This window comes from Rossellomorea sp. DUT-2 (assembly GCF_052665285.1).
Map to the genome: position 1 here is coordinate 13740 of NZ_JBQPEO010000007.1, position 20717 is coordinate 34456.

The window sequence follows — 20717 nt, forward strand, 5'->3', positions numbered from 1 at the left end:
AACACCTCCTATTTGATCACTGTTCATATTTTCCAGTTGATTCCCAGAATGTTTGATTCGTTTCTATGTATAACTCACCTAACTGTTTTTTTATCGTTTGTGCATCTCGGTGAAGTTCGGTTTTTTGGATTTGCTTTTCAATTTTTTCGTATTTTTCTATGCTGTCATATTTCCAAATGGCTACAATTTCATTTTTCTTTTCATTTGTCCAACGTCCTACAAGTTTAGATCCAAATGTTAGTTGGTTTGGCAACAAGTAATTATGAAAAAAATCAGTAAAAACTTCGTATTGTTCGGGAAAAATTTTGTAAGTTCGCATGCGATAGATCAAGAGTACACTTCCTTTCCATAATTGTATTATATTACCTTTTCATGTTTTTGCAAGATATAGTTGCTTATTTGTGCTTGTTTTTTCTTATTTATGCTTTATTTTAAAATCCTTTCTTGCATAAATCAATTTTTCAGAAGGTGATTTAATTGATATCAAATGGGAAACAAATCTTAAAAGGGGATTTGGATTCTTAGGACGTCTGAATCTTTTTCAATTTACAATCATGCATAAAAAGGTGCAGCTATTAAATGATTAAACACGGTTGGTCCCTTAGGGGCTAGCCGGTTTTTTCTATTTTGCTTAATGATGAAATGAAGAAAAAAACCGTAGAATAGATAAAAGTAGGAATCCCAAGCACTTTCCTTTACCCAACCACGTAAAACCCTTATAATCATACAAATAGATTCAAGTTCTCTTCGTGCACCAGCGAATAAAGAGTAACCTGCTGCTTCCGCAGTCCAGGTTACTTTTTTATTGGAACGGGTACGATAATAGAGAATGAAAAACGGTGTGAAAGTAAGGGTATGATGATAAATGAAACAGTTACATAGACAGCATGTATGGCTGGGGAGGATCCTCGCGTCAGACCCGGGCCGGAAGAGATTTCAGCAGGCCGGTAAGGCGACGATCAGTTTAATTTCTGCTGTGTTTACGATGCTTTTTTTATTAAAACTATTCGATTACACAGCCATTACACCGGCCATTGTGTCAGGGATGGTAGGGATGCTCGGTATCTTCGTCGTCATGGATGACACAACGGCTAAGAAAAAGGTGACGACCCCGTTGATCGGTGTGGCGGTAGCGGTTGGAATCACATTAGGCTCCGCCTTTGCCCATTATAGTCTCGTGGTGAATATCCTACTGGTGGGAGCGATATTCAGCGCTTTTTACTTCTCCCGCTTTGCCATCCGGTATTTTTCCATGGGAATGGCAGGATTTATGTCGATTTATATTTCGTCAATTCTGCAGCTTGATGTGGCGCACCTATCATGGTTCTATATTGGGATTGTGATTGGTGTCGTGTACGCCTTTCTTTATAACTTCATTATTTTTAAAGGCTCGGTTCATGTGCTAAGAAGAAGTATGCGTTCGTTTCATATTCAATCCAACTTGACGTTTACGATCTTGATGAAGATGATCGAGGATCCAGACACGAGTAGTAAACGTAGGAAGCTTCTCGATCGAAATGTTCGAAGGCTGAATGAGTATGCAAGAATCGTAGCCGGTGATATCAATGAGAATGATTTGAAGAAGCTTTGGCCTGGTATCGAGCCCTCCCAATTGCGTCTCTATGTTTTTGATACAGAGATGTTGATTCAGACGTTAACCGATTCTTTGAAGCGCCTCAAGGAGTTGGATGCCTTAGAGGTTAAGGAGCTTAGACGCCTGCTGGTCTGGGTTCTCCGTTCGCTCCGTGATGCAGAGGTGCTGGCCCAGGATTATGATCCCCGTTCTCTTGAAGAAGCGGAAATAGCCATACAGGGCCTTCGCCTTCTTTTATCAGAGATGTTGAATCAGGAAGAAAAGCCTGAAGGCTGGGTGTATCTCCTAAGGCGCATCGAGTCCATTGCCAATCATGTGCTGGAAGCAGCCATCACCATTCAAGAGTCATTGAAGGTTTCAGAAAGCAAGGAAACGGACATAGAGAATAATGACGAGTCTCTTGATGAGGATAAAGAGGATAAGCCTGAAGAAGAGAGCAAGAGTTTAAAACCTTCTACCCGTAAGGCGATTCAAGCTCTTGTAGGGGGTACGTTAGCGATTATTGTAGGGGAGCTGATTGCACCTGCACAGCCCTACTGGGTACTGTTAACGACCTTTATTATTCAAATTGGTACAGAGTCAGTAGGAAGAACCTATATGAAGGCCTTTCAGCGCTCGGTCGGAACGGTGATCGGGGCCATACTTGGATTCGGAGCGGCAAAGCTCGTTTCAGGAAATTCTGAGCTTGAAGTATTTCTTCTGTTTGTCGTACTGTTTCTGGCCTTCTATCTTTTCACGGTTTCGTATACTCTTATGAGCTTGTTCATTACGATGCTCATCGCCTTTATGTATGACCTGCTCCTGGGCGGAATCAGTATGCAGCTGATGGGGGCACGGGTCATTGATACCATTGCTGGAGCCGCGATTGCCCTCTCTGTCTCGGCGTTTGTATTTCCAAAGAAAACAAAGGACAAGGTGGCAGACGCCTTTGATGATTTTCTTGAAGAGCTTGGAGGATATGTTTCTTCCTATATAAAAACCTTTACGAATATTGAAGACAAACCATTAACAGATCAAGCCTTTGATCTCGATCAGAAGCTTCAGGGTATAAAGGATGAAGCACAATCGCTTCTGCAACGACCTGGTTCCATGACACGATCGGGGATTGGACGTTGGATCACGGTGGTGATAGCCATAAACTATTATGCAAAGCATTTGCTTGCTTCGTCCCATAGAAAAGTACCTGCAAAGGTTTCAGATGAACTAAATAGCGTTTTTCAGCAGACAGAAGAGAAAATTACTTATAACATTGAAACGTTACGTGAGCTGCTAAAAGAAAAAGAGAGCGCACGAGTTTTTTGGAGTTTAAGTGAGGAACGGGAAAAGATCGAAACTCTGGCACCGAGCAGACTGAAGTCACAAATGGATCTGATTCATCACCTCTACTATGTGTGGAAAATCAATCAATCGATTGTGGCACTTGGAGAGGAACTGGGGGCGGAAGTGAAGGAAACTCAAACAAAAGGGTAAAGCGGATTCGCTTTACCCTTTTGTTTATTGCGCTTATTTCACCTGTCGGGATAGTCGTTTTAGATAACTTCTTGTCAGAGTTTGTTTTAACCCGTCACTCTTCGGGAAAACCATACCATCAATACAATACATTTATATGATCGTGAGGTGGAGGAAATGGCAGACAAAAGCTTATTGCTGACCAAAGAAGATATGAAGAACCCAGATCTTGTTCCCCAATGGGTGATGGAAGAATATAAGAATTTTCACGAGGTAGTAACAGATCGAACGTTTCCTTGTTACTTCGGTATGACCGGAGAGAAAAAAGGAGAGCTTCGGTATTCGTATATAAGTCACGATAATTGGGAGCATCTGCCCGAAACGATTCAAGAGTTTATCGACTTGTTCGATGTACCAGAAGGAGAGCGGCTGATTCGTCACGGATTCTTTTTGTTTGTGGAACCAGAGGATGAGGAGAGGTCCGTCCCTCATTATCGTGAGTATTTCTGGAAGATTCTGCAGTTTCTTCATGAGGAGGATGAGGAGGCTTGGCCAGAGGATTATCCGGAGGATCCGGATCATCATTTGTGGGCGTTTTCGTTTGCCGGGGAGCCGTTTTTCGTGTTTGGGAATGCTCCTGCTTATAAGCAGCGAAAGACGAGAGATCTTGGGAATAGCTTGGTATTAGGCTTTCAGCCGAGAAGGATCTTTGAAGGGTTGGAAGGAACGTCAAAGGGTGGCATTATGTCCCGTGAGAAAGTAAGGGAGCGGGTCGAGAAGTGGGACGGCTTACCGAAGCATCCGAATATCAGCCATTACGGGGATCCTGAACACCGTGAATGGAAGCAATACTTCATCGGGGACGATGTGAAACCGATCTATGGAAAATGCCCCTTTCACCATAAATAAGAAAAAGAGTGTCGGGCCACCGCCTGACACTCTTTTTCTTTAATAAATATCGACATTCCCACTAGAGACCGAAACATTGATGTCGTATTTTCCAGACCCAGCCACACCTGAAAGGTCCCCAGCGTCTACTTTCTGATTCTTTAATGGAAGAGTGCAGGAAATGTCTCCGCTGCTTGCTTTTCCGTTCAGCTTAAAGCTCGCGTCTTCCGGCAGATCCAGGTTGACACCTCCAGAGCTTACATCAAAATTCAGGTCTCCCTTTAGAGTGTCCATCGAGACTGTTAATTCACCAGATGATAAGTCACCTTCCAGAGGACCTTCGTAGTTCGACAATTCTACATCCCCGGAGCTGATGTCCACATTACCTTCTTTTGTAGAGAGAGCATTCACGACCAAGTCTCCGGAAGAACCATCATGTTCGAATGCATTCGTCTCAAGATTTTCGAGAATCATGTTTCCGGAACCCATCTCCACGGATAACTCATCGAGCTTCATTCGATTCGTTTCGGATGCTCCGGCAAATTGCAAGTAACCCGAGCCAATATCGATTTCCATGCTTCGATCATACTCTTTTGGAATGTATACGGTTACGTTCGATTTGCGGTTGAATGCTACCCATTCATACCATTTATGCTTTACAGCCACTTCAATGGTGTCACCTTTTTCAGCTAAAGTCAGTGTTCCTTTTCCTTTAATATCAACTTTGACTTCATTCTGGTCTGTAGGAATGACTTCTGTATCGCTGCCTTCCATTTTAAGATCGATGTGATCGATTTTGTCCGTTACCCCGATACGTTCCCCTGACTGACTTTCTTTAGCAAATAACGATGTATTGTCATTCAGGATGACATATAGCGTTCCAAGTGCAAGCAGTGCAATGATCACGGCAAAAGCATTTTTCATTAAAATCCCTCGCTTTGGTTTGTTTTTCCATTTTATAGTTTTATTTTAATGCAGCTGCCGGTTCATCACAATGAGCCATAGGATTATTTTTGAATCAGACCAGAGGCCGAGTCCGGAGTGGGCTATGTAATAGAAAAAGACCGATCACAAGTGACCGGTCTTAGCCTTTATTTCGCGATAAACATCTGCGTCCAATAAATCCCCTGGCTGGGATCCTTCGCTGTTCCCACGCCAATATGAGTGACTTGTCTGTTTAAAATATTTTTGCGGTGTCCGGGACTGTTCATCCAAGCGTTAACGACAGATTCAGGTGTTTTTTGTCCAACGGCAATATTCTCAGCTGCCGTGGAGTAATCGACCCCGAAGTTCTCCATCATTTCAAAAGGAGACCCATACGTTGGAGAAGTATGAGAGAAATAGTCATTTTCCTTCATGTCCTCTGATTTCATCTCCGCCACATTCGCTAACTCTCCATCCATTTTCAAGGCACCAAGTCCATTTTTCTTTCGTTCCTGGTTAGTTAAATCAACTACCTGCTTCACAAATCCACTAGCGTCGGATGCCTGTGCATCCTGTTTGGGCTGACCCTCTGCAGGTGGTTCCGGTTGTGCTGTATTCGGCTCTTGTGCAGGCTGATTCGGCTGACGTGCTTGTTCATTACCTGGCGCATTTTCCTCACCGGGGTCTAAGTGGGTAAATTCGCGTAAGTCACCATTTGGGTCTATCGGAGCCATGAAACGGTGAAGGGGAGTTTGGTTTCCTTGCATTCCATCCATCCGATCTCTGCCATCGTTGTCATAAGTAACAGGATCGTAATTCACATTTTGTGTATCCATCAGGTTATCGTTTGCATCATTATTGTTACAGGCAGTCATCAGCATAAACGGGATGACAGCACAGGCTGTAATAGTAAAAAATCGTTTTCTCATGTCAGGTCCTCCAATGTTTTTTATTGCCTTTTACTAGCATTTAACAGTCTTTAATATGTACTCTCTACGTGCTCTTTATCCTGTTAAAAATAGGGTTTGCCTCTTTCTTAAAGAGGGATTTGTGATTTAGGCACGAATAGTATTGATAAGAAAAAAAGGGGGTAATTCATCCATGGAACGAAAGAGATTACGGGAAATGGGAGGCAGTATCGGTTCTTATTCAAGTGGGAAGTATAACAGCATAACCGATATTGAGGGAGTGAAGGTCGGACATAAAACCCTTCACTATGAGAATGAGGGTACCGTGGTACGAACGGGTGTAACAGCGATTTTACCTCATTCCGGCAATCTCTTCCGTGATAAGATATTCGCGGGTTGCCATGTGATCAATGGCTTTGGAAAAACAGTCGGGACGATTCAAATGGAGGAGCTGGGTGTCATTGAAAGTCCGATTCTCTTGACGAATACTCTTTCAGTAGGGGATGTGTTAAAAGGGACGGTTCAATATATGCTGGACGAGACACCTGAAATCGGAGACACAACGGGAACAGTAAATGTCGTTGTGGGAGAATGCAATGATGGCTTCCTCAATGATATCCGTGGCCTTCATGTGAAGCCCGAGGATGCACGGGAAGCCATTCTTCATGCACAGTCGGGGCCTGTCGATGAAGGGTGCGTTGGAGCGGGGACGGGAATGCTTTGTTTCGGGTATAAAGGTGGAATAGGGACGAGTTCCAGGGAGTATTTTTTTGGAGGTGAGAAGTATACGGTGGGTGCCCTCGTGTTAACAAATTTCGGTCAGAGGAAAGATCTAAGGGTTCCCATGCTTAACAACGGGGTGGATCAAAATGCACCTGATGGATCAATCATGATCATCCTTGCGACGGATGCACCTCTAAACGAAAGACAGCTTAAACGACTGGCGAAACGTGCTTCATTCGGCCTTTCAAGAACGGGCTCATATGCAGCTCATGGGAGTGGTGATGTTGTTCTGGCATTTTCCACTGCACACCGCATTCCACATCAGCCTTCCAGTGATAATACGATTCCGTACGGTTTCATTAAAGAAGACGGACCGATCATCTCTACTCTATTTGAAATGGCAGTGGATAGCGTAGAAGAAGCCATATGGAACTCTCTCTGTAAAGCGGAAACCACAACGGGGAGGGATGGACAGAAAGTGGAAGCGATACCTTTAGATTTACTTTATGGACTGATGAAATAAGAACTGTTCGTTTCCTCTTTAGGATTTTTTCTTTAATGTAAATGTATTTAACCATCAGATAAATGGGGTATACCATACATATACGTACGAACTTTTTGTTGAAGGAAGTGACAGTCATGAATGATACCCCTATGCCTCTTTCGTTTTTCCAACAGCCCACTTTGGAACTTGCAAAGTCTTTGTTGGGATGTGTGTTAGTGAAAGAGACGGAGGAGGGAACAGCTTCAGGTTATATTGTGGAGACGGAAGCGTACTTAGGGCCAGCGGATCGGGCGGCTCACAGCTATGGGAATAGACGGACGAAGCGGACGGAAGTCATGTTTCAGGAAGCCGGCAGGATCTATACATATGTTATGCATACTCACTGCCTGGTCAATGTAGTGAGCGGGGAAAAAGAAAAACCCGAAGCGATTCTCATTAGAGCGGTCGAACCCCTTGATGGCTTGGAGCTAATGGAAAGAAGAAGACCGGGTCATGCAAGAAAAAATTGGACAAGTGGTCCAGGAAAGCTGACAAAAGCGTTAGGCATTACCATGGAGGATTACGGGGGCAGCTTTTTGGAACATCCTCTCATCATTTCAAAAGGGTACCAGCCTGAAGACATCGTGGAAGGAAAACGAATTGGGATAGATAACTCCGGAGAAGCCAGGGATTATCCGTGGAGGTTCTGGGTAAAGGACAATCCTTATGTATCAAGATGATTATTTTTGAGAATTTTCTAATAATCCATTAAAAAATAACCCATAAGTACTAGGTTTGTGGTATATTTTTCTTATAAGATAAAAACATATACTGACAATTCGAATGGGAGCTTTGAACCTAAATGATAGATGGGCGCTTACATTTAGGGGAGCTAGTAGCGCAACCGACCACATACGAACGTAGGAATACGTTTTTGTGTGGTTTTTTTTATAAACTATAGAGAGTATAGGGGTCCTATGAATATCTTTACTATTTTTCAAAACGACTATATTTATCATGATTTTCAGCCCTTATATGAAATGGGCAAGCATCAATCCCTCTATGCATATGAGGGCCTGTTACGAAACAAGTATAACGAAAATCCCGAAAATGTTTTTCAGTCTGCGATGAAAGCCAACATCTTGTATAAGCTTGATACCTTATCCATTTCAAAAGCTCTTGAAAGCTTTACAGAGAAGGGGCTGAAGAATTGTAAGTTATTTCTTAATATTTATATCACAACGATTCTTCACCCAAGCTTTCATACCTATTTTTATGACCTGATGAGGAAACACCCGGACATCTTGGGGCGTCTCGTGCTGGAGATTAATGAGTCGAGTGCAGAGGAGCTGTGGCAGAACCCAATATTAAAAGAGTCTCTTAAAGAACTTAAGCAATATGGCGTTTGGTATGCGATTGATGACTTCGGGCAAGGGACCTCCTCGATCAAGAAATCCATTGAATATGAACCGGAAATCATTAAACTCGATCGTTATTTTGCTTTGAATCTGGCTCAAGATGAGAAGAAACAACGATTCCTTTCCTTTTTCAATCAATTCTACGGTAAGGATACGTTAATTGTGTTAGAAGGCATTGAAACCAAACAGGATATGCAAGTGGCAAAGGATATTGGGATTACAATCGGGCAAGGCTATTATCTGGGTAGGCCGAGTCGATTATTAGCTTAAACAGGAAGGGTGACTCTGAAATGTAGGAGTCACCTTTTTTCGTGGCCATCTGCCATGGGATTGTCCGAATTAAAATAAAATTGAAAATATTTTACATTTCCATTAAACTGAGGAAAAAGAGAAAAAAAGGGGATCAGGGTATGAGGCTTCTCACATTTCCGCTGAAATTTATGTTCTATTATATTCTCGGATTAATCGGTATTTTAGCCGTGAGTATTGCTCCTGAAGTATTTAAGGAGAAGGGTCTGTATAATTTTGTCGGGTTCATGGAAGAGTTTTTTAAGTTTGTTTTTGTATTTATGGACGGGGAAAATTGGAGCTATTCCTATAAAGGGATAACCGTCGATTTTCTGGACATGCTTTGGGGACCTTATCTGTATTCTTTACAGATTATCGGTGGAGCATTGGGCTTAGGCCTGGGAATAGCCTTCATCCTTACCATCTTCACAGTGTTCTTGCCCCGATGGGTTACGTCTTCTCTAAAGAAAGTATTAAATCTCTTTGAGACGGTGCCTGACTTAATGTTTGCGTTTATGCTTCAGCTTCTCATTGTCTATGTCATTAAATATTTTGGTGTGGAACTGATGAATTTCACGGAGTATGGGGAAGAAAAGATCTTTCTTGCACCAATCATCACATTATCGATCATTCCCATGATCTCTTTCTTTCGAATTCTTCTTTTTATTATGGAAGAAGAAATGCTTAAACCACATATTGAGTTTGCCCAAAGTAAAGGAATGTCGAAAGGCAGAATCCTCTTTGCTCACGTATTGAAAAATATTTCTCCCAGCCTGTTTTATCATGGAAAGCTGATCATATGGGGGATGCTTTCGAGCTTATTCATCATTGAAACGATTTTTAATATGAGGGGAATCACGTATTATATCCAGGACTTCAGACCAATGGTCATAGCCATCTCACTGATTATGATATACACGCCTTTTTTTGTCGTGTATCAAGGTGTATATCTATGGATTAATCGGGAGGGAAGCGTCGATCACACCAAATATAAAAAGGATAAAACGAAGTGGAAAGAATGGAAGATATGGAGCTGGCTTTCTACTATTAGACGGCTTTGGTGGCAGCATATGCATAATGGGAAGTTTGCCATAGGGTTTAGTGTCATCTTTCTCTTGATTGCTGTCAGTTTCCTTTATCCAATGATGAAAGAAGATCCGATTAAACAAATTCAGTTCATGAAGAACGATGAGGGACGAATCATCAGTGCACCTCCGCATAAGCCATTTGGGGAGATGATATTGGGGTCCGATTTCTTCGGGTATAGCATCCTCGATCAACTGATTGTCGGGGCAAAGTATACCCTCCTCTTTGCACTGGTTGTCGCGTCTCTAAGGGTGATAGGTGGATTCTATCTTGGAATAGTCTATCATTTTCATTTAAAAGAAAACAGGAAGAATTGGCTTGATCGTATGGTGGATTCCATTCATTTCCTGCCACTGAGCCTCATTGCGTATCTTCTATTAAGGCCGGTACTTTGGGGATTGCCGGTGTTAGGATGGGATCACTCCATCTTTGAAAGACTCGTTTTTGAAGCTGTCGTGTTAACGATACTTGTGCTCCCGTTAACGACGGTTTTAATAGGGAATGAACTGAAGTTATTAGGAAAACAGGATTTTGTTCTGTCGGCGAAGCTCTTAGGGGGAACTAATCGTCATTTATTGTGGACGCATCTATTCCCTCATCTGGCACCAAGATTATTCATTATATGGGGGCAGCAGTTTATCCAAACGCTTCTCATTCTTGTCCATCTGGGATTGTTTCATCTGTTCTTGGGAGGTACGATCATCACAGGAGGACTGGTACCCGATCCTCCGAAATCAGGAACATTTGAATGGTCAGGTCTGATTAGTTCCACTAAAGATTCCCTAATGACCGGAAAGTACTGGATTGTCATTGCTCCGTTAGCAGCCTTTATGATTGCCATCATCGCCATGCAGTTGATTGTACAAGGTGTGAAGGAAATCCAGCAAACAAAGGTAGGGGTACTGGTGAACAACACTCCAATTAAGAACAAGCATAAGCTGGTGAAGAAGAAAACCTACCATCCAGTAGTGGAAGACTTTCATTTGGTTCGACAACAATCCTTTAAGGGATAGAGGAGGGAACAAAGATTGAATAGAAAAAGTCCAAAATTGCCACTGACTGATGAAGAGAGATCATCGCTTCGTAAAGAGAAGATCAGATTGGAAGACATCTTCGAATGGTCTCCCGATGCACTAAGTGAAAAACTTAATATCTCCCTGGATAGAGCCCGATACTTAGTCGGCATGTCCATATTTCAACGAATTCCGTCAATCGGACCGAATATGGCGCATAACGTCGTTGAAGATCTTGGTTTCTATTCTTACGAAGATATAAAGAACGAAAAGGGAGAAGACCTGATTATAGAATTGGAAAAGAAATACGGCGTCTGGATGGACCCTTGCGTAGAAGACTCCCTCAGGTGTGTCGTCCATCACGCCAACCATCCATCCTCCACCAAAAACTGGTGGGACTTCACCACCCAAAGAAAAACCTATCGCCAAACCCACGGCTACCCCGGCGACCGCCCCACCAAAGGCTGGGATGAGGGACGGACCTCATAAACTAAAAAGGCAGGAAGCAAAGAATCAGCTTCCTGCCTATATTTATATGCGTACTCTTCAGGGACGGATCTCTTTCGTATTTACTCCTCAAAATGGACATGATAAAGAAAAAGGAGTGATGAAAGATGAGAATCCTGTTCTTCTGTTTACTATTGACGTTCTTTTTTCATGCTTCATCTTCTGCAAGAAACATTCTGCCCCTTCCAGCCCATCACAATGAACTCGCGATCGTTATTGATGATTTAGGAAACGACATGAAGGGAACAGAAGAAATCCTGAACTTACCCGTCACCTTGACGATTGCAGTTATGCCCTTTCTGCCAACAACACGGGAAGATGCGGAAAAGGCACATGGGCGGGGCCATGAGGTCATCGTACACCTTCCAATGGAACCGATGTCCGGGAAAGCAAGCTGGCTTGGACCCGGGGCAATCACCACTTCGCTTTCAAATGACGAAATCCGGAAAAGAGTAGAAAAGGCGATCGAAGAGGTTCCCTATGCAGTAGGAGTCAATCACCATATGGGCTCAAGAGCCACTGCCAATGAGAGGGTCATGAGAATCGTTTTAGAGGTATGCAAGGAAAAGGGGTTATTTTATCTTGATAGTAAAACAACAGGAAAGAGTGTCATTCCGAAGCTTGCGAAGGAATTGGATGTTCCCTATCTTGAGAACGAATTATTCTTTGATGATGTCTATACTATCCAGCATATCGGAAAGCAAGCCAAGCTCCTTTCTAAAGAATTAGATAGTGACACTTCAACCATTGCCATAGGTCATGTCGGGGTCACAGGAATCAAGGTTGCCACCATGCTTGAAGAGTTTCTTCCTCTTTATGAGAAAAAAGCTTCCATTGTCCCACTGTCAGATTTAATCCCTGAATATCATTTGATTGATGAGAGCATGCCTTGAATGGTGTGCTTTTTTTTGTGGTCAAAAAGGATTAGTTCAATCCCTATCAATTGAACTAAACATTCTGAACATTCCGAAAATAAGTAGTTCTTTTCATCTGTTTTCATATGGATTGGGTGACAAGCCTTCTCTTGTATGTTAAAACATATAAAACCATAAAAAGAAATTAATGGTAAAAAAGTCTGGGAGGCTGTTAGTAACATGAAAAAAAATCTACTACTAAAATCTGTTTTTATTGGTGCATTAGGCTTAGCTATGATTTCGCCAACCGCATCTGCCCACGACGTATTAGACGATGTTTCAATTGAAAAAGGAGCGGAAGCCGGTAGTCTTGCTGTCATTCCGCAGTTAGAAGGAAGTAAAAACGTGAGCGGCTGGAACGAAGTAGCGGCTGTCCAATTAAAAGAAAAGGATGGAGTTCAGAATAATACGGCAGATGTTTATGCCCATAAAAATTTTGCTTATGTTGGAACCCATACAAGTAATGGAGGGAACGGAGGCGTAAGAGTATTTGACTTGAAAGATCCTTCAAATCCGATTGAAGTCTCTTCTTTTGCAGATGAAATTCCTGGTACATGGCAGGAAAAAGTTGTAGTAAAGCAAGTGAATACGAAGGATTTTAATGGTGATTTAGCTGCAGTAAGTGTACAACGACTCGACCGCAGTAATCCTGATTCGGTTGGTGGAGTACTATTGTATGATGTAACAGACCCATATCATCCTGAAAAATTAGGTTTCTGGGCAGTTGATCAGCGAGCATCGGGTACCCATGAGCTCTACCTGGCGAAGCAGGGAGACCGCGCATTTGTACTTGCAGCAAGTAATTATGCGGATTACTACACACATGGGGAAAAGAAGGATTTCTCTTTAGTAGAAGTAACGGACCCTGCCAACCCGAAAACGATTTATGAATTTGATCCAAGGCAACTTGATGAAGTTCCGGATGACTTTAATGGCTATCATTGGAATGCACCCGACGGCAAGGTCCGCCCTGTTTTCAATCATAGTGTCATGACGGATGAGAATGCACAAACCGCATTTCTCTCATTTTGGGACTTAGGCACAATCATGCTGGACATAAGCGACCCGGACAATCCTGAGTACTTAGGACGTACTGAGTTTGCTTCACTACAACAAGGGTCTTCTCACTCTGCTCAAGTAGCGAAAGGGGGAACCGTGCTTATTGAGACGAGAGAGGTCTATGCTCCTAAAAGGGAAGGGTATGAAGAATCATACGGCTATACGAGAATCTTTGATATTAAAGATAGATCCAATCCTAAATTATTAAGTAATTTCAAAACGGATTTAGTCGACAATGTCGAGGATGGGGTTACATTTGCAAATACAGTTCATGACCCTAAAGTTGTAGGGAACACCCTCTACCTCTCCCACTATGCAGGAGGAGTAAGAGCGGTTGATATCTCCGACCCTTCAACACCAGAAGAAATAGGAAGATATGTACCGGAAAACTCATTTATTTGGGGCGTATTTGCTAACCGGAACTATATACTTGCTTCCGACATGGGAACAGGATTAAAAGTGATTCAGAAAAATAATAAATCAGAGTAAATCCCTATTGGCTCTGCGATAAAATCGTTCTTTGTCGTGGAGCTTCCTTATTATGCGGAAAAGGTTGATCTCATTTGTAAATGTTATGTAAAAATGAGGCTGATTTTTTTGTGAAAATAAGACTCTCCCTTATAATCAGAAGGTAAGAAGGAGATGAGTCGATATGGATTATGCAATTGTAACGGGAGCAACAAGAGGCTTAGGCGAGTCGATTGCCAAGCTATTTATCGAAAAGGGCATAGGTCTGATCAATGTTTCACGGTCAGATAATGAAAGACTGCGAAAGCTAGCCTGGGAAAATGAGGTATCGTATGAATTCTTCCCGTGCGATCTCTCACAATCAGGAGAAACCGAAGCTGTATTCCGTGAAGCCGGTGCAAAAGTATTTGAATACAAACCTGACAGAGTATATGTTGTCCAAAATGCCGGTGTGGTGACACCAATCAACCCTTCTGGTGAAGTGGAAAATCAAGCTCTGGAAACGAGTGTACATGTCAACTTACTATCTCCCATGATCGCAACCAATGAGATGATAAAAGCTGCCCGGGGATCTGATTCGAAGATGATTATGATCAATATCAGCTCAGGAGCGGGAAGTCGCCCTGTGTATGGCTGGAGTACCTACTGCGCAACCAAAGCCGGAGTGAATATGTTGACAGAAACCGTAAGCTTAGAGCTTTCTAAAAAACATAGCCGACATCAAGTGATTGCCTTCAGCCCTGGTGTCATGGATACAGATATGCAAGGTGAAATCCGTTCGTCCTCTAAAGAAGCCTTTGCCGATGTCGAATCCTTCCAGCGCTATAAAGAGGAAGGAATGCTTCGTGAAACCGATACAGTCGCAAGTGCACTGGTTAAACTTGTAACAGAAAGCGAAATTGAAAGTGGTAAGCTATATCATGTAAATGATTTGTTATAAAAAGAAAGCAGGTTACCGGAAACGGAATCTGCTTTTTTCTTATCAAAAAGAGAGACAAGCCCAAAAGGGTTTGTCTCTCTAAATTTAAGATCGAACCGGGTTTGCTTCCGGTGCAGATTTGCGTGTGAATTTCGGTAGTGCAAATCGAATGGCAATCAGACCGCAAACAGCAATCAAGATCGGGTAGAAGGCATATGGGATGATGCTGATTGGTGATATGCCTGCGACTTCAGCCACTAACAGGGCCTGTGCTCCGTAAGGGATTAATCCTTGAATCGAACAAGAGAAAATATCAAGGATACTGGCTGATTTACGGGGGTCCACCCCATAGTTTTCACTAATCGATTTGGCAAGCGGGCCGGCAATAATGATTGAAATCGTGTTGTTCGCTGTGCACAGGTTTGTAGAACTCACTAATCCTGCAGTAGCAAGCTGTGCTCCCTGAGGAGACTTGATTTTGCGAGTGGCGTGATAAAGTAAAGCCTGAATTCCGCCGTTATGACGGATAAGTTCTACAACCCCGCCGATCAGCACGGAAAGGATCACAATCTCTGCCATTCCTGTCATTCCATCGGCCACGCTACCAAAATAACTGGCTGGAGTAAAGCTTCCATCGATGAATCCAATGATTCCAGCTAAAACAATTCCGCCTAATAAAACGACAAACACATTTAATCCTGCAAGAGCACCGATGATAACTCCAAGGTAAGGCAGGATTTTAATCCAATTAAAGCTTTCCGCTCCGACAGTAGATTGATTCCCCATAGTAAGAACAAGGAGAATCATCATTGTCACGATTGCGGCAGGTAATACAATGAAGAAGTTGACTTTAAATTTGTCTTTCATTTCCGTTTTCTGTGTACGAACAGCTGCAATGGTCGTATCTGAAATGAACGATAAGTTATCTCCGAACATCGCTCCTCCAATGACGGTCGCCATGGCAAGGGGCATAGAAATATCTGTTCCTGAACTAATCCCGACACCGATTGGCGCGAGTGCTGCGATCGTTCCCATGGATGTACCCATTGATAACGAAATGAAAGCAGCGATAATAAATAATCCCACAATGATCAAGTTACCGGGCAGCACGGATAGGGCGAAGTTTACAGTTGAATCAACGGCTCCCATCTTTTCAGCTACTCCGGAAAACGCTCCCGCTAACAGGAAGATAAAGACCATGATCATGATATCAGGGTGACCGGATCCTTTAGCGAAACGCTCAATCTTAGCCGTTAACGTCTCTTTTCGGTTCATCAACAGACCTACAACGGATGCGATGATAATTGATACTAGTACAGGAAAAGCATAAAAGTCTCCTGAAATGATGCCTGCTCCAAGGAACAGAGAAACAAATATGATCAAAGGCAGTAACGCCAATAGATTTCCTTTTTCTTGATTCATTCCTAACACTCCTTTATCGTCCAATTTACTAACATACAAAAAACCTCTTCCGGAATAAGAAGAGGTTTCAAAAGAACGAAACACTCCTCTTATCTTTCAAGCATTTCGCTTGCTGGATGTGGCACAGCACTCAATATGAGTCCGCTGCCGAGACATCGCAGGGCCAGTCCCTCCGTCTCTCTGGATAAGAAGAATATCGTATTTAGTTGATTTAAAATATACTTCCATACTTTAAAGGGTTTACTCGAAAAAGTCAAACGGGAAATTTTTGAAACAGAAGCGGAGGCGGCTTGCTCAGGCCCGACAAGCATAAGGCGAGAACGCCGGAAAGGCGCCTTTTGCCTTTATGGCGTTATTGACTTATGACCTCGAGGGACTAGCCGGCGTAGCTGGATGAAACAGAAGCGGAGGCGGCTTGCTCAGGCCCGACAAGCATAAGGCGAGAACGCCGGAAAGGCGCCTTTTGCCTTTATGGCGTTATTGACTTATGACCTCGAGGGACTAGCCGCCGTAGCTGAACGATACATTCCTTCCCGGCACCAGATACTCCGAAAAAGCATGACTTTATCCATAATAAGGCATAAACTCATAGACAATTGAACGTTCAAGGTCTACTATAAGGAAGACAAAAAACATCTTGGGGGATACGGTAGTGGAAAGAACAGTACGAAATCAAATTTTTACTTTACAAGGATTTTACTTATTAACGTTCTTTGGTGTTGGTAGTTTATATCCCTTACTCAGTGTGTACTTGAGCGAAAGCGTGGGGTTAAATGGCTATCAGATTGGAACGATCATGTCTGTAGGTCCCATCATGATGATTTTCTTCCAGCCTATTTGGGGAATGGTGAGTGACACGACCAATCGTCCCACCGTGGTTCTTGGTTTAACCTCTTTAGTGGCGGGAATCTTTGCACTCGGTTACTTGTTTATGGACTTTTACTATGGCCTGCTTATCGTGGCCATTTTAGTTGCCATTTTCCAAAGTGCGATCATTCCCGTTTCCGATAGTATCAGCTTGAAGTATACAAGTAAGGTCCGGTATAACTACGGAAATATCCGTTTGTTCGGTTCTTTGGGCTTTGGTATAGCAGTCTTTATAATGGGAAGACTTTCAGAAGGATTTATCGGGCCTACCATCATTTTTTACTCTTTCTTTATCTGTTTAGTTCTATCCGGATTCCTTTCCTTCCGGTTTCCGAAAGAGAGAGCGGCAGCAAAGCTTGATTTAAAGGCAGGAATGAAAGAATTATTCACAATGAAAAAGTTCCTCATCTTTTTAGCGGTCACTTTCTTAGTATTCGGTCCGAATCTAGCAAATAATGTGTATTTCGGATTATTTGTTGAAGATTCAGGCGGAACGTATGCTGGAATTGGTCTCGCGTTCCTGATTGCAGTGTTATCGGAGGTTCCCTTTATGAAGGTCGCCGGTGGATGGATTGATAAATTCGGTTTGTTAACAGTCGCTGCCTTGGCAGGTGCTGCATCCATGCTCCGCTGGCTCTTTTACTTTACAGAACCTAGTCTGTGGCTTGTCTATTCATCGGCTGTCATGCAAGGTCTTGCCATTGGCTTGTTCATCCCAGCCGGATTGCGCTACATTAAAGAAATCACGCCTTCCCACATTACAGCAACAGCCGTTACGGTATATTCAGCAATCGGAAACGGACTGGGGAATTGGTTCAGTACCTTTGTTGGCGGCTTTATCTATGAAACGTACTCCATTTACACGGTGTACTTATTCTTCGCTGTACTATCCCTATTAGGTATTTTCCTTTGCTTCGTTCTCATGAAAGAAGAAAAGAAAAATGCACTCGCTTATTAATACATCAAAGCGAGCTTGGGACAAAAGTGTTTTAGTCTAAGTAAAACCCGAACTATTCTGCTTTTTAGTAGGCAGATTTGTTCGGGTTTTTTATTTATTTACGGTACATATGATTTTAGCTCTTTCCAGCGGTTGATTGGAGTGCAAGACGAAGACTCCTGCGGGAAAAGTAGCTTATGTGAGACCCCGCAGGCTTGCCGAGGAGGCTCACGCGCTACCCGCGGAAAGCGTAGTCTTGCACGGAAATCATTAGCGGTATTAAGAACCTACACTACTAATTTTCGTCTTTATATCGTGGTTTTTTTGTCCCAGTCTGGTTTTTTGTAAAAAAATATTAAAAGGAAGGATTTCCCTATTGTAGTAGCCAATAGATATAATGAGGGAGAAAGAATAAGCAAACAAAAAAGTTTTCTTAAAAGGTTTTGATAAACATGAATTGTGGTAGAAGAAGGATAAGTATTCATTGATAATTATATAAATACCAGTTAGAATAATATTATTAGAAAATTCTCTCAATTATATAAACTAAGAAACCTATTACATTATTTGAAAAGGGGATATTAAAATGGAAAATACATTCGTGTACTCAAAAGATAATGCAAACCTTGGAGATACCGTTCAATTCAAAAGAAAGAAACATGTAATCAATGGTGTGGTTACTACCCTTAGAGAAAACACGGTCATTGTTAAAATGGACCAGGATGTTGCGAAGAAGTTGGATTTACCGGACGATCAAACCGTCGTGTCACATAAAAACTATGTCGTCATAGAACGTGCTGAAATTGGTACACAACCTGTATTTGTATATGATGGGTGGAATAGCGCATTAAAAGCTTAAATTCCAGCATTCAAAGTAAAAGACCCTGACACGCCTACCATTAATGTGGATTAGACGTTTCAAGGTCTTTTTATGTGGAGTCTGACACTCGTTAATGAAATAAATCAACTTCAACGTGGTTCATTTATTTTAGCTGCATATTCCTTCACCATTTCAATTGTGACAAGCTTTCTCTGTGGAACGACACCTTGACGGGCAAGGACGTTGATTTCATTCGTCACTTGATTAATGGCATCCGTTGTAAACGGCTGCTCATTCAAACAAAGCTGAACGGCTTCATCGATCGCTCTTTCTCTATGCTCATCCAATATCATAAATTGTTGTACCAGTTGATTTTGCTTACTTGAATGCTTCGTAATGTCTTTATGTACACTCATGATTTCATCCCTCTCTATCAATTACGCATTATACCCTCTATTATGCCTTCTTCCAGGCCCTCATGGCAATGTCTTAGAATATCCCTATCTATAAGATAGGGGACAGGAGCCTTGAAATTGATTCTTTCAATTTGATCTTCAGAGGTCTTTCTTCATACTCTTTCATGGTTAATTCTCTGCTCTTCTCCATATCTTTCCTGAACACAGCGCTCAGACTTTCAGAAATAGTTTGATCATATAAGAAGGCATTTACCTCGAAGTTGAGGCGAAAGCTTCGCACATCAATATTTGCCGTTCCCACAGAAGAAATGGTTTCATCCACTACAATGGTTTTGGCATGAATAAAGCCGTTATCATATATATAAATCTTCACTCCTGCCTTCAGTAACTCACCAATGTATGAATAGGTCGCCCAATACACAAATAAATGGTCCGGTTTGTTTGGAATCATAATCCGGACATCGACTCCTGTAAGAGCAGCAATTCTAAGCGAATCCAGCAGGCTGACGTCCGGTATGAAATAAGGAGTTTGAATATAGATGGATCGTTTGGCAGATGAAATCATTTTAATATATCCATTTTTAATTTGCTCCCATTCAGAGTCGGGGCCGCATGTCACAATCTGTACTCCGGCATGACCAGTAAAGGAAGGCTGTGGGAAGTATCGTAAATCGTAGGCGATCTTCTTCGAGCGACTGGCTTGATTCCAATCCAGAATAAACCGGGTTTGCATGGCAAGTGTTGAACTCCCTAGGATCCGCAGGTGAGTATCACGCCAATAACCGAACTTAGGATTCAAGCCCAGGTATTCATCTCCAATATTAAATCCGCCTACATAGCCTACTTTCCCGTCAATAATCACGAGCTTTCGGTGGTTACGATAGTTTAGGCGGAGATTGATGAAGGGGATTTTCGAAGGGAAAAACACGGCCACTTCCCCGCCGGCTGCAAGGAGTTCTTTAAAGAAGCGTCTTCTTGTCCTCCGGGAGCCCATCTCATCATATAAAACCCTGATCTTTACGCCTTGCTTTGCTTTCTCAGTAAGCTTCTCCAGGATCCGCTTGCCTAAGTGGTCTTTCTTAAAAATATAATACTGAATATGAATATGATCCTGTGCTGCGTCCATGTCTTTCAATAAGGACTCGAATTTGTCCTCCCCGTGGGTGAACAATTGTACTTCGTTATCCTGGGTCAAAAGTGCTTCATTATTCATGAGGTGCATATAAATAAGGTCCTGATAGCGGGAGGACGTTTCATTTTTAAAAGGGAATCGGTGTTCTTTCAGGGAGTGTATCTGCTTTTGAATCAAATCTTCAATGCCGATTTTCTTCATATCTTCCCAGTCGAATAATCGCTTTCTGGTTAAGTTCTGACCGAAGATTAAATAAAGAATAAAGCCCAGCAGGGGAATGAAAAACAGAACCATAAGCCATGCCCAGGTCGCTCCGGCATCTTTTCGCTCCAGGAAAATGATGGCCCCAGCAAGGACTAAGTTAAGAACAAATAAAACCCCTAAAAGAGAAGATAGGATACTCATAGTATGTAAGGCTCCTTTAACTAGCTTTCTATAAGTAGTATACCTGAGAATGGAATAGAAAAAAATGACAAAGAAA

General features: G+C 42.4%; 19 protein-coding genes and 2 riboswitches. Of the genes, 13 read left to right on the forward strand and 6 right to left on the reverse strand.

Going from position 1 to position 20717, the window contains the following annotated elements:
- Positions 1-16: 16 nt before the first annotated feature.
- On the reverse strand, positions 17-331 hold the full coding sequence (locus ACOSV2_RS20620) for an NIPSNAP family protein (protein ID WP_428976694.1): 315 nt from the start codon (positions 329-331) through the stop codon (positions 17-19).
- Between the two features lie 534 nt (positions 332-865).
- On the opposite strand from ACOSV2_RS20620, the gene ACOSV2_RS20625 reads away from it, so the two are divergent.
- Both ACOSV2_RS20625 and ACOSV2_RS20630 read left to right on the forward strand, forming a co-directional pair.
- The gene (locus ACOSV2_RS20625) at positions 866-3064 is read left to right on the forward strand and encodes an FUSC family protein (protein ID WP_428976695.1); all 2199 of its coding nucleotides are present in this window, start codon (positions 866-868) and stop codon (positions 3062-3064) included.
- Positions 3065-3220: 156 nt separating this feature from the next.
- Positions 3221-3952, forward strand: a complete 732-nt coding sequence (locus ACOSV2_RS20630) for a YqcI/YcgG family protein (RefSeq protein ID WP_428976696.1) — start codon at positions 3221-3223, stop codon at positions 3950-3952.
- A 39-nt stretch (positions 3953-3991) separates the two neighbouring features.
- Here the strand turns inward: ACOSV2_RS20630 and liaG are convergent, their stop codons facing one another.
- Both liaG and ACOSV2_RS20640 read right to left on the reverse strand, forming a co-directional pair.
- The gene (gene liaG / locus ACOSV2_RS20635; protein WP_428976697.1) at positions 3992-4855 is read right to left on the reverse strand and encodes a LiaG family protein; all 864 of its coding nucleotides are present in this window, start codon (positions 4853-4855) and stop codon (positions 3992-3994) included.
- Between the two features lie 167 nt (positions 4856-5022).
- Positions 5023-5784 carry a CAP domain-containing protein gene (locus tag ACOSV2_RS20640; protein ID WP_428976698.1) on the reverse strand — a complete coding sequence of 254 codons (762 nt, stop codon included), beginning with the start codon at positions 5782-5784 and terminating at the stop codon, positions 5023-5025.
- 172 nt (positions 5785-5956) lie between these two features.
- On the opposite strand from ACOSV2_RS20640, the gene ACOSV2_RS20645 reads away from it, so the two are divergent.
- The 8 genes from ACOSV2_RS20645 (at position 5957) to ACOSV2_RS20680 (ending at position 14663) form a co-directional block, all read left to right on the forward strand.
- Entirely contained in the window at positions 5957-7009 is a 1053-nt protein-coding gene (locus ACOSV2_RS20645) for a DmpA family aminopeptidase (protein WP_428976699.1), read from the forward strand.
- A gap of 116 nt (positions 7010-7125) precedes the next feature.
- Positions 7126-7710 (forward strand): DNA-3-methyladenine glycosylase, encoded by a 585-nt coding sequence (locus ACOSV2_RS20650; RefSeq protein WP_428976700.1) that lies wholly within the window; start codon positions 7126-7128, stop codon positions 7708-7710.
- Positions 7711-7808: 98 nt separating this feature from the next.
- A riboswitch (cyclic di-GMP riboswitch) is annotated at positions 7809-7889 on the forward strand.
- A gap of 58 nt (positions 7890-7947) precedes the next feature.
- The gene (locus ACOSV2_RS20655) at positions 7948-8658 is read left to right on the forward strand and encodes an EAL domain-containing protein (RefSeq protein WP_428976701.1); all 711 of its coding nucleotides are present in this window, start codon (positions 7948-7950) and stop codon (positions 8656-8658) included.
- 140 nt (positions 8659-8798) lie between these two features.
- On the forward strand, positions 8799-10775 hold the full coding sequence (locus tag ACOSV2_RS20660; protein WP_428976702.1) for an ABC transporter permease subunit: 1977 nt from the start codon (positions 8799-8801) through the stop codon (positions 10773-10775).
- Positions 10776-10790: 15 nt separating this feature from the next.
- Positions 10791-11264 (forward strand): helix-hairpin-helix domain-containing protein, encoded by a 474-nt coding sequence (locus ACOSV2_RS20665; RefSeq protein ID WP_428976703.1) that lies wholly within the window; start codon positions 10791-10793, stop codon positions 11262-11264.
- A 125-nt stretch (positions 11265-11389) separates the two neighbouring features.
- Positions 11390-12175 carry a divergent polysaccharide deacetylase family protein gene (locus tag ACOSV2_RS20670; RefSeq protein WP_428976704.1) on the forward strand — a complete coding sequence of 262 codons (786 nt, stop codon included), beginning with the start codon at positions 11390-11392 and terminating at the stop codon, positions 12173-12175.
- Positions 12176-12376: 201 nt separating this feature from the next.
- Positions 12377-13744, forward strand: coding sequence for an LVIVD repeat-containing protein (locus ACOSV2_RS20675; RefSeq protein WP_428976705.1), 1368 nt, complete (start codon positions 12377-12379; stop codon positions 13742-13744).
- A 163-nt stretch (positions 13745-13907) separates the two neighbouring features.
- Entirely contained in the window at positions 13908-14663 is a 756-nt protein-coding gene (locus ACOSV2_RS20680; protein WP_428976706.1) for a (S)-benzoin forming benzil reductase, read from the forward strand.
- Between the two features lie 84 nt (positions 14664-14747).
- On the opposite strand, the gene ACOSV2_RS20685 is transcribed toward ACOSV2_RS20680, so the two are convergent.
- Entirely contained in the window at positions 14748-16064 is a 1317-nt protein-coding gene (locus ACOSV2_RS20685; protein WP_428976707.1) for a Na+/H+ antiporter NhaC family protein, read from the reverse strand.
- Between the two features lie 86 nt (positions 16065-16150).
- A riboswitch (SAM riboswitch) is annotated at positions 16151-16255 on the reverse strand.
- Between the two features lie 461 nt (positions 16256-16716).
- On the opposite strand from ACOSV2_RS20685, the gene ACOSV2_RS20690 reads away from it, so the two are divergent.
- The 3 genes from ACOSV2_RS20690 (at position 16717) to ACOSV2_RS20700 (ending at position 18727) form a co-directional block, all read left to right on the forward strand.
- Positions 16717-17889 carry an MFS transporter gene (locus ACOSV2_RS20690; protein WP_428976708.1) on the forward strand — a complete coding sequence of 391 codons (1173 nt, stop codon included), beginning with the start codon at positions 16717-16719 and terminating at the stop codon, positions 17887-17889.
- Positions 17890-18021: 132 nt separating this feature from the next.
- The gene (locus tag ACOSV2_RS20695; RefSeq protein ID WP_428976747.1) at positions 18022-18216 is read left to right on the forward strand and encodes a hypothetical protein; all 195 of its coding nucleotides are present in this window, start codon (positions 18022-18024) and stop codon (positions 18214-18216) included.
- Between the two features lie 238 nt (positions 18217-18454).
- The gene (locus tag ACOSV2_RS20700) at positions 18455-18727 is read left to right on the forward strand and encodes a DUF2187 family protein (protein WP_113970213.1); all 273 of its coding nucleotides are present in this window, start codon (positions 18455-18457) and stop codon (positions 18725-18727) included.
- Between the two features lie 110 nt (positions 18728-18837).
- Here the strand turns inward: ACOSV2_RS20700 and ACOSV2_RS20705 are convergent, their stop codons facing one another.
- Both ACOSV2_RS20705 and cls read right to left on the reverse strand, forming a co-directional pair.
- Positions 18838-19104: a YpbS family protein gene (locus tag ACOSV2_RS20705; protein ID WP_428976709.1), complete on the reverse strand. Its 267-nt coding sequence runs from the start codon at positions 19102-19104 to the stop codon at positions 18838-18840.
- An 88-nt stretch (positions 19105-19192) separates the two neighbouring features.
- Positions 19193-20641 (reverse strand): cardiolipin synthase, encoded by a 1449-nt coding sequence (gene cls, locus ACOSV2_RS20710; RefSeq protein ID WP_428976710.1) that lies wholly within the window; start codon positions 20639-20641, stop codon positions 19193-19195.
- Positions 20642-20717: the final 76 nt, after the last annotated feature.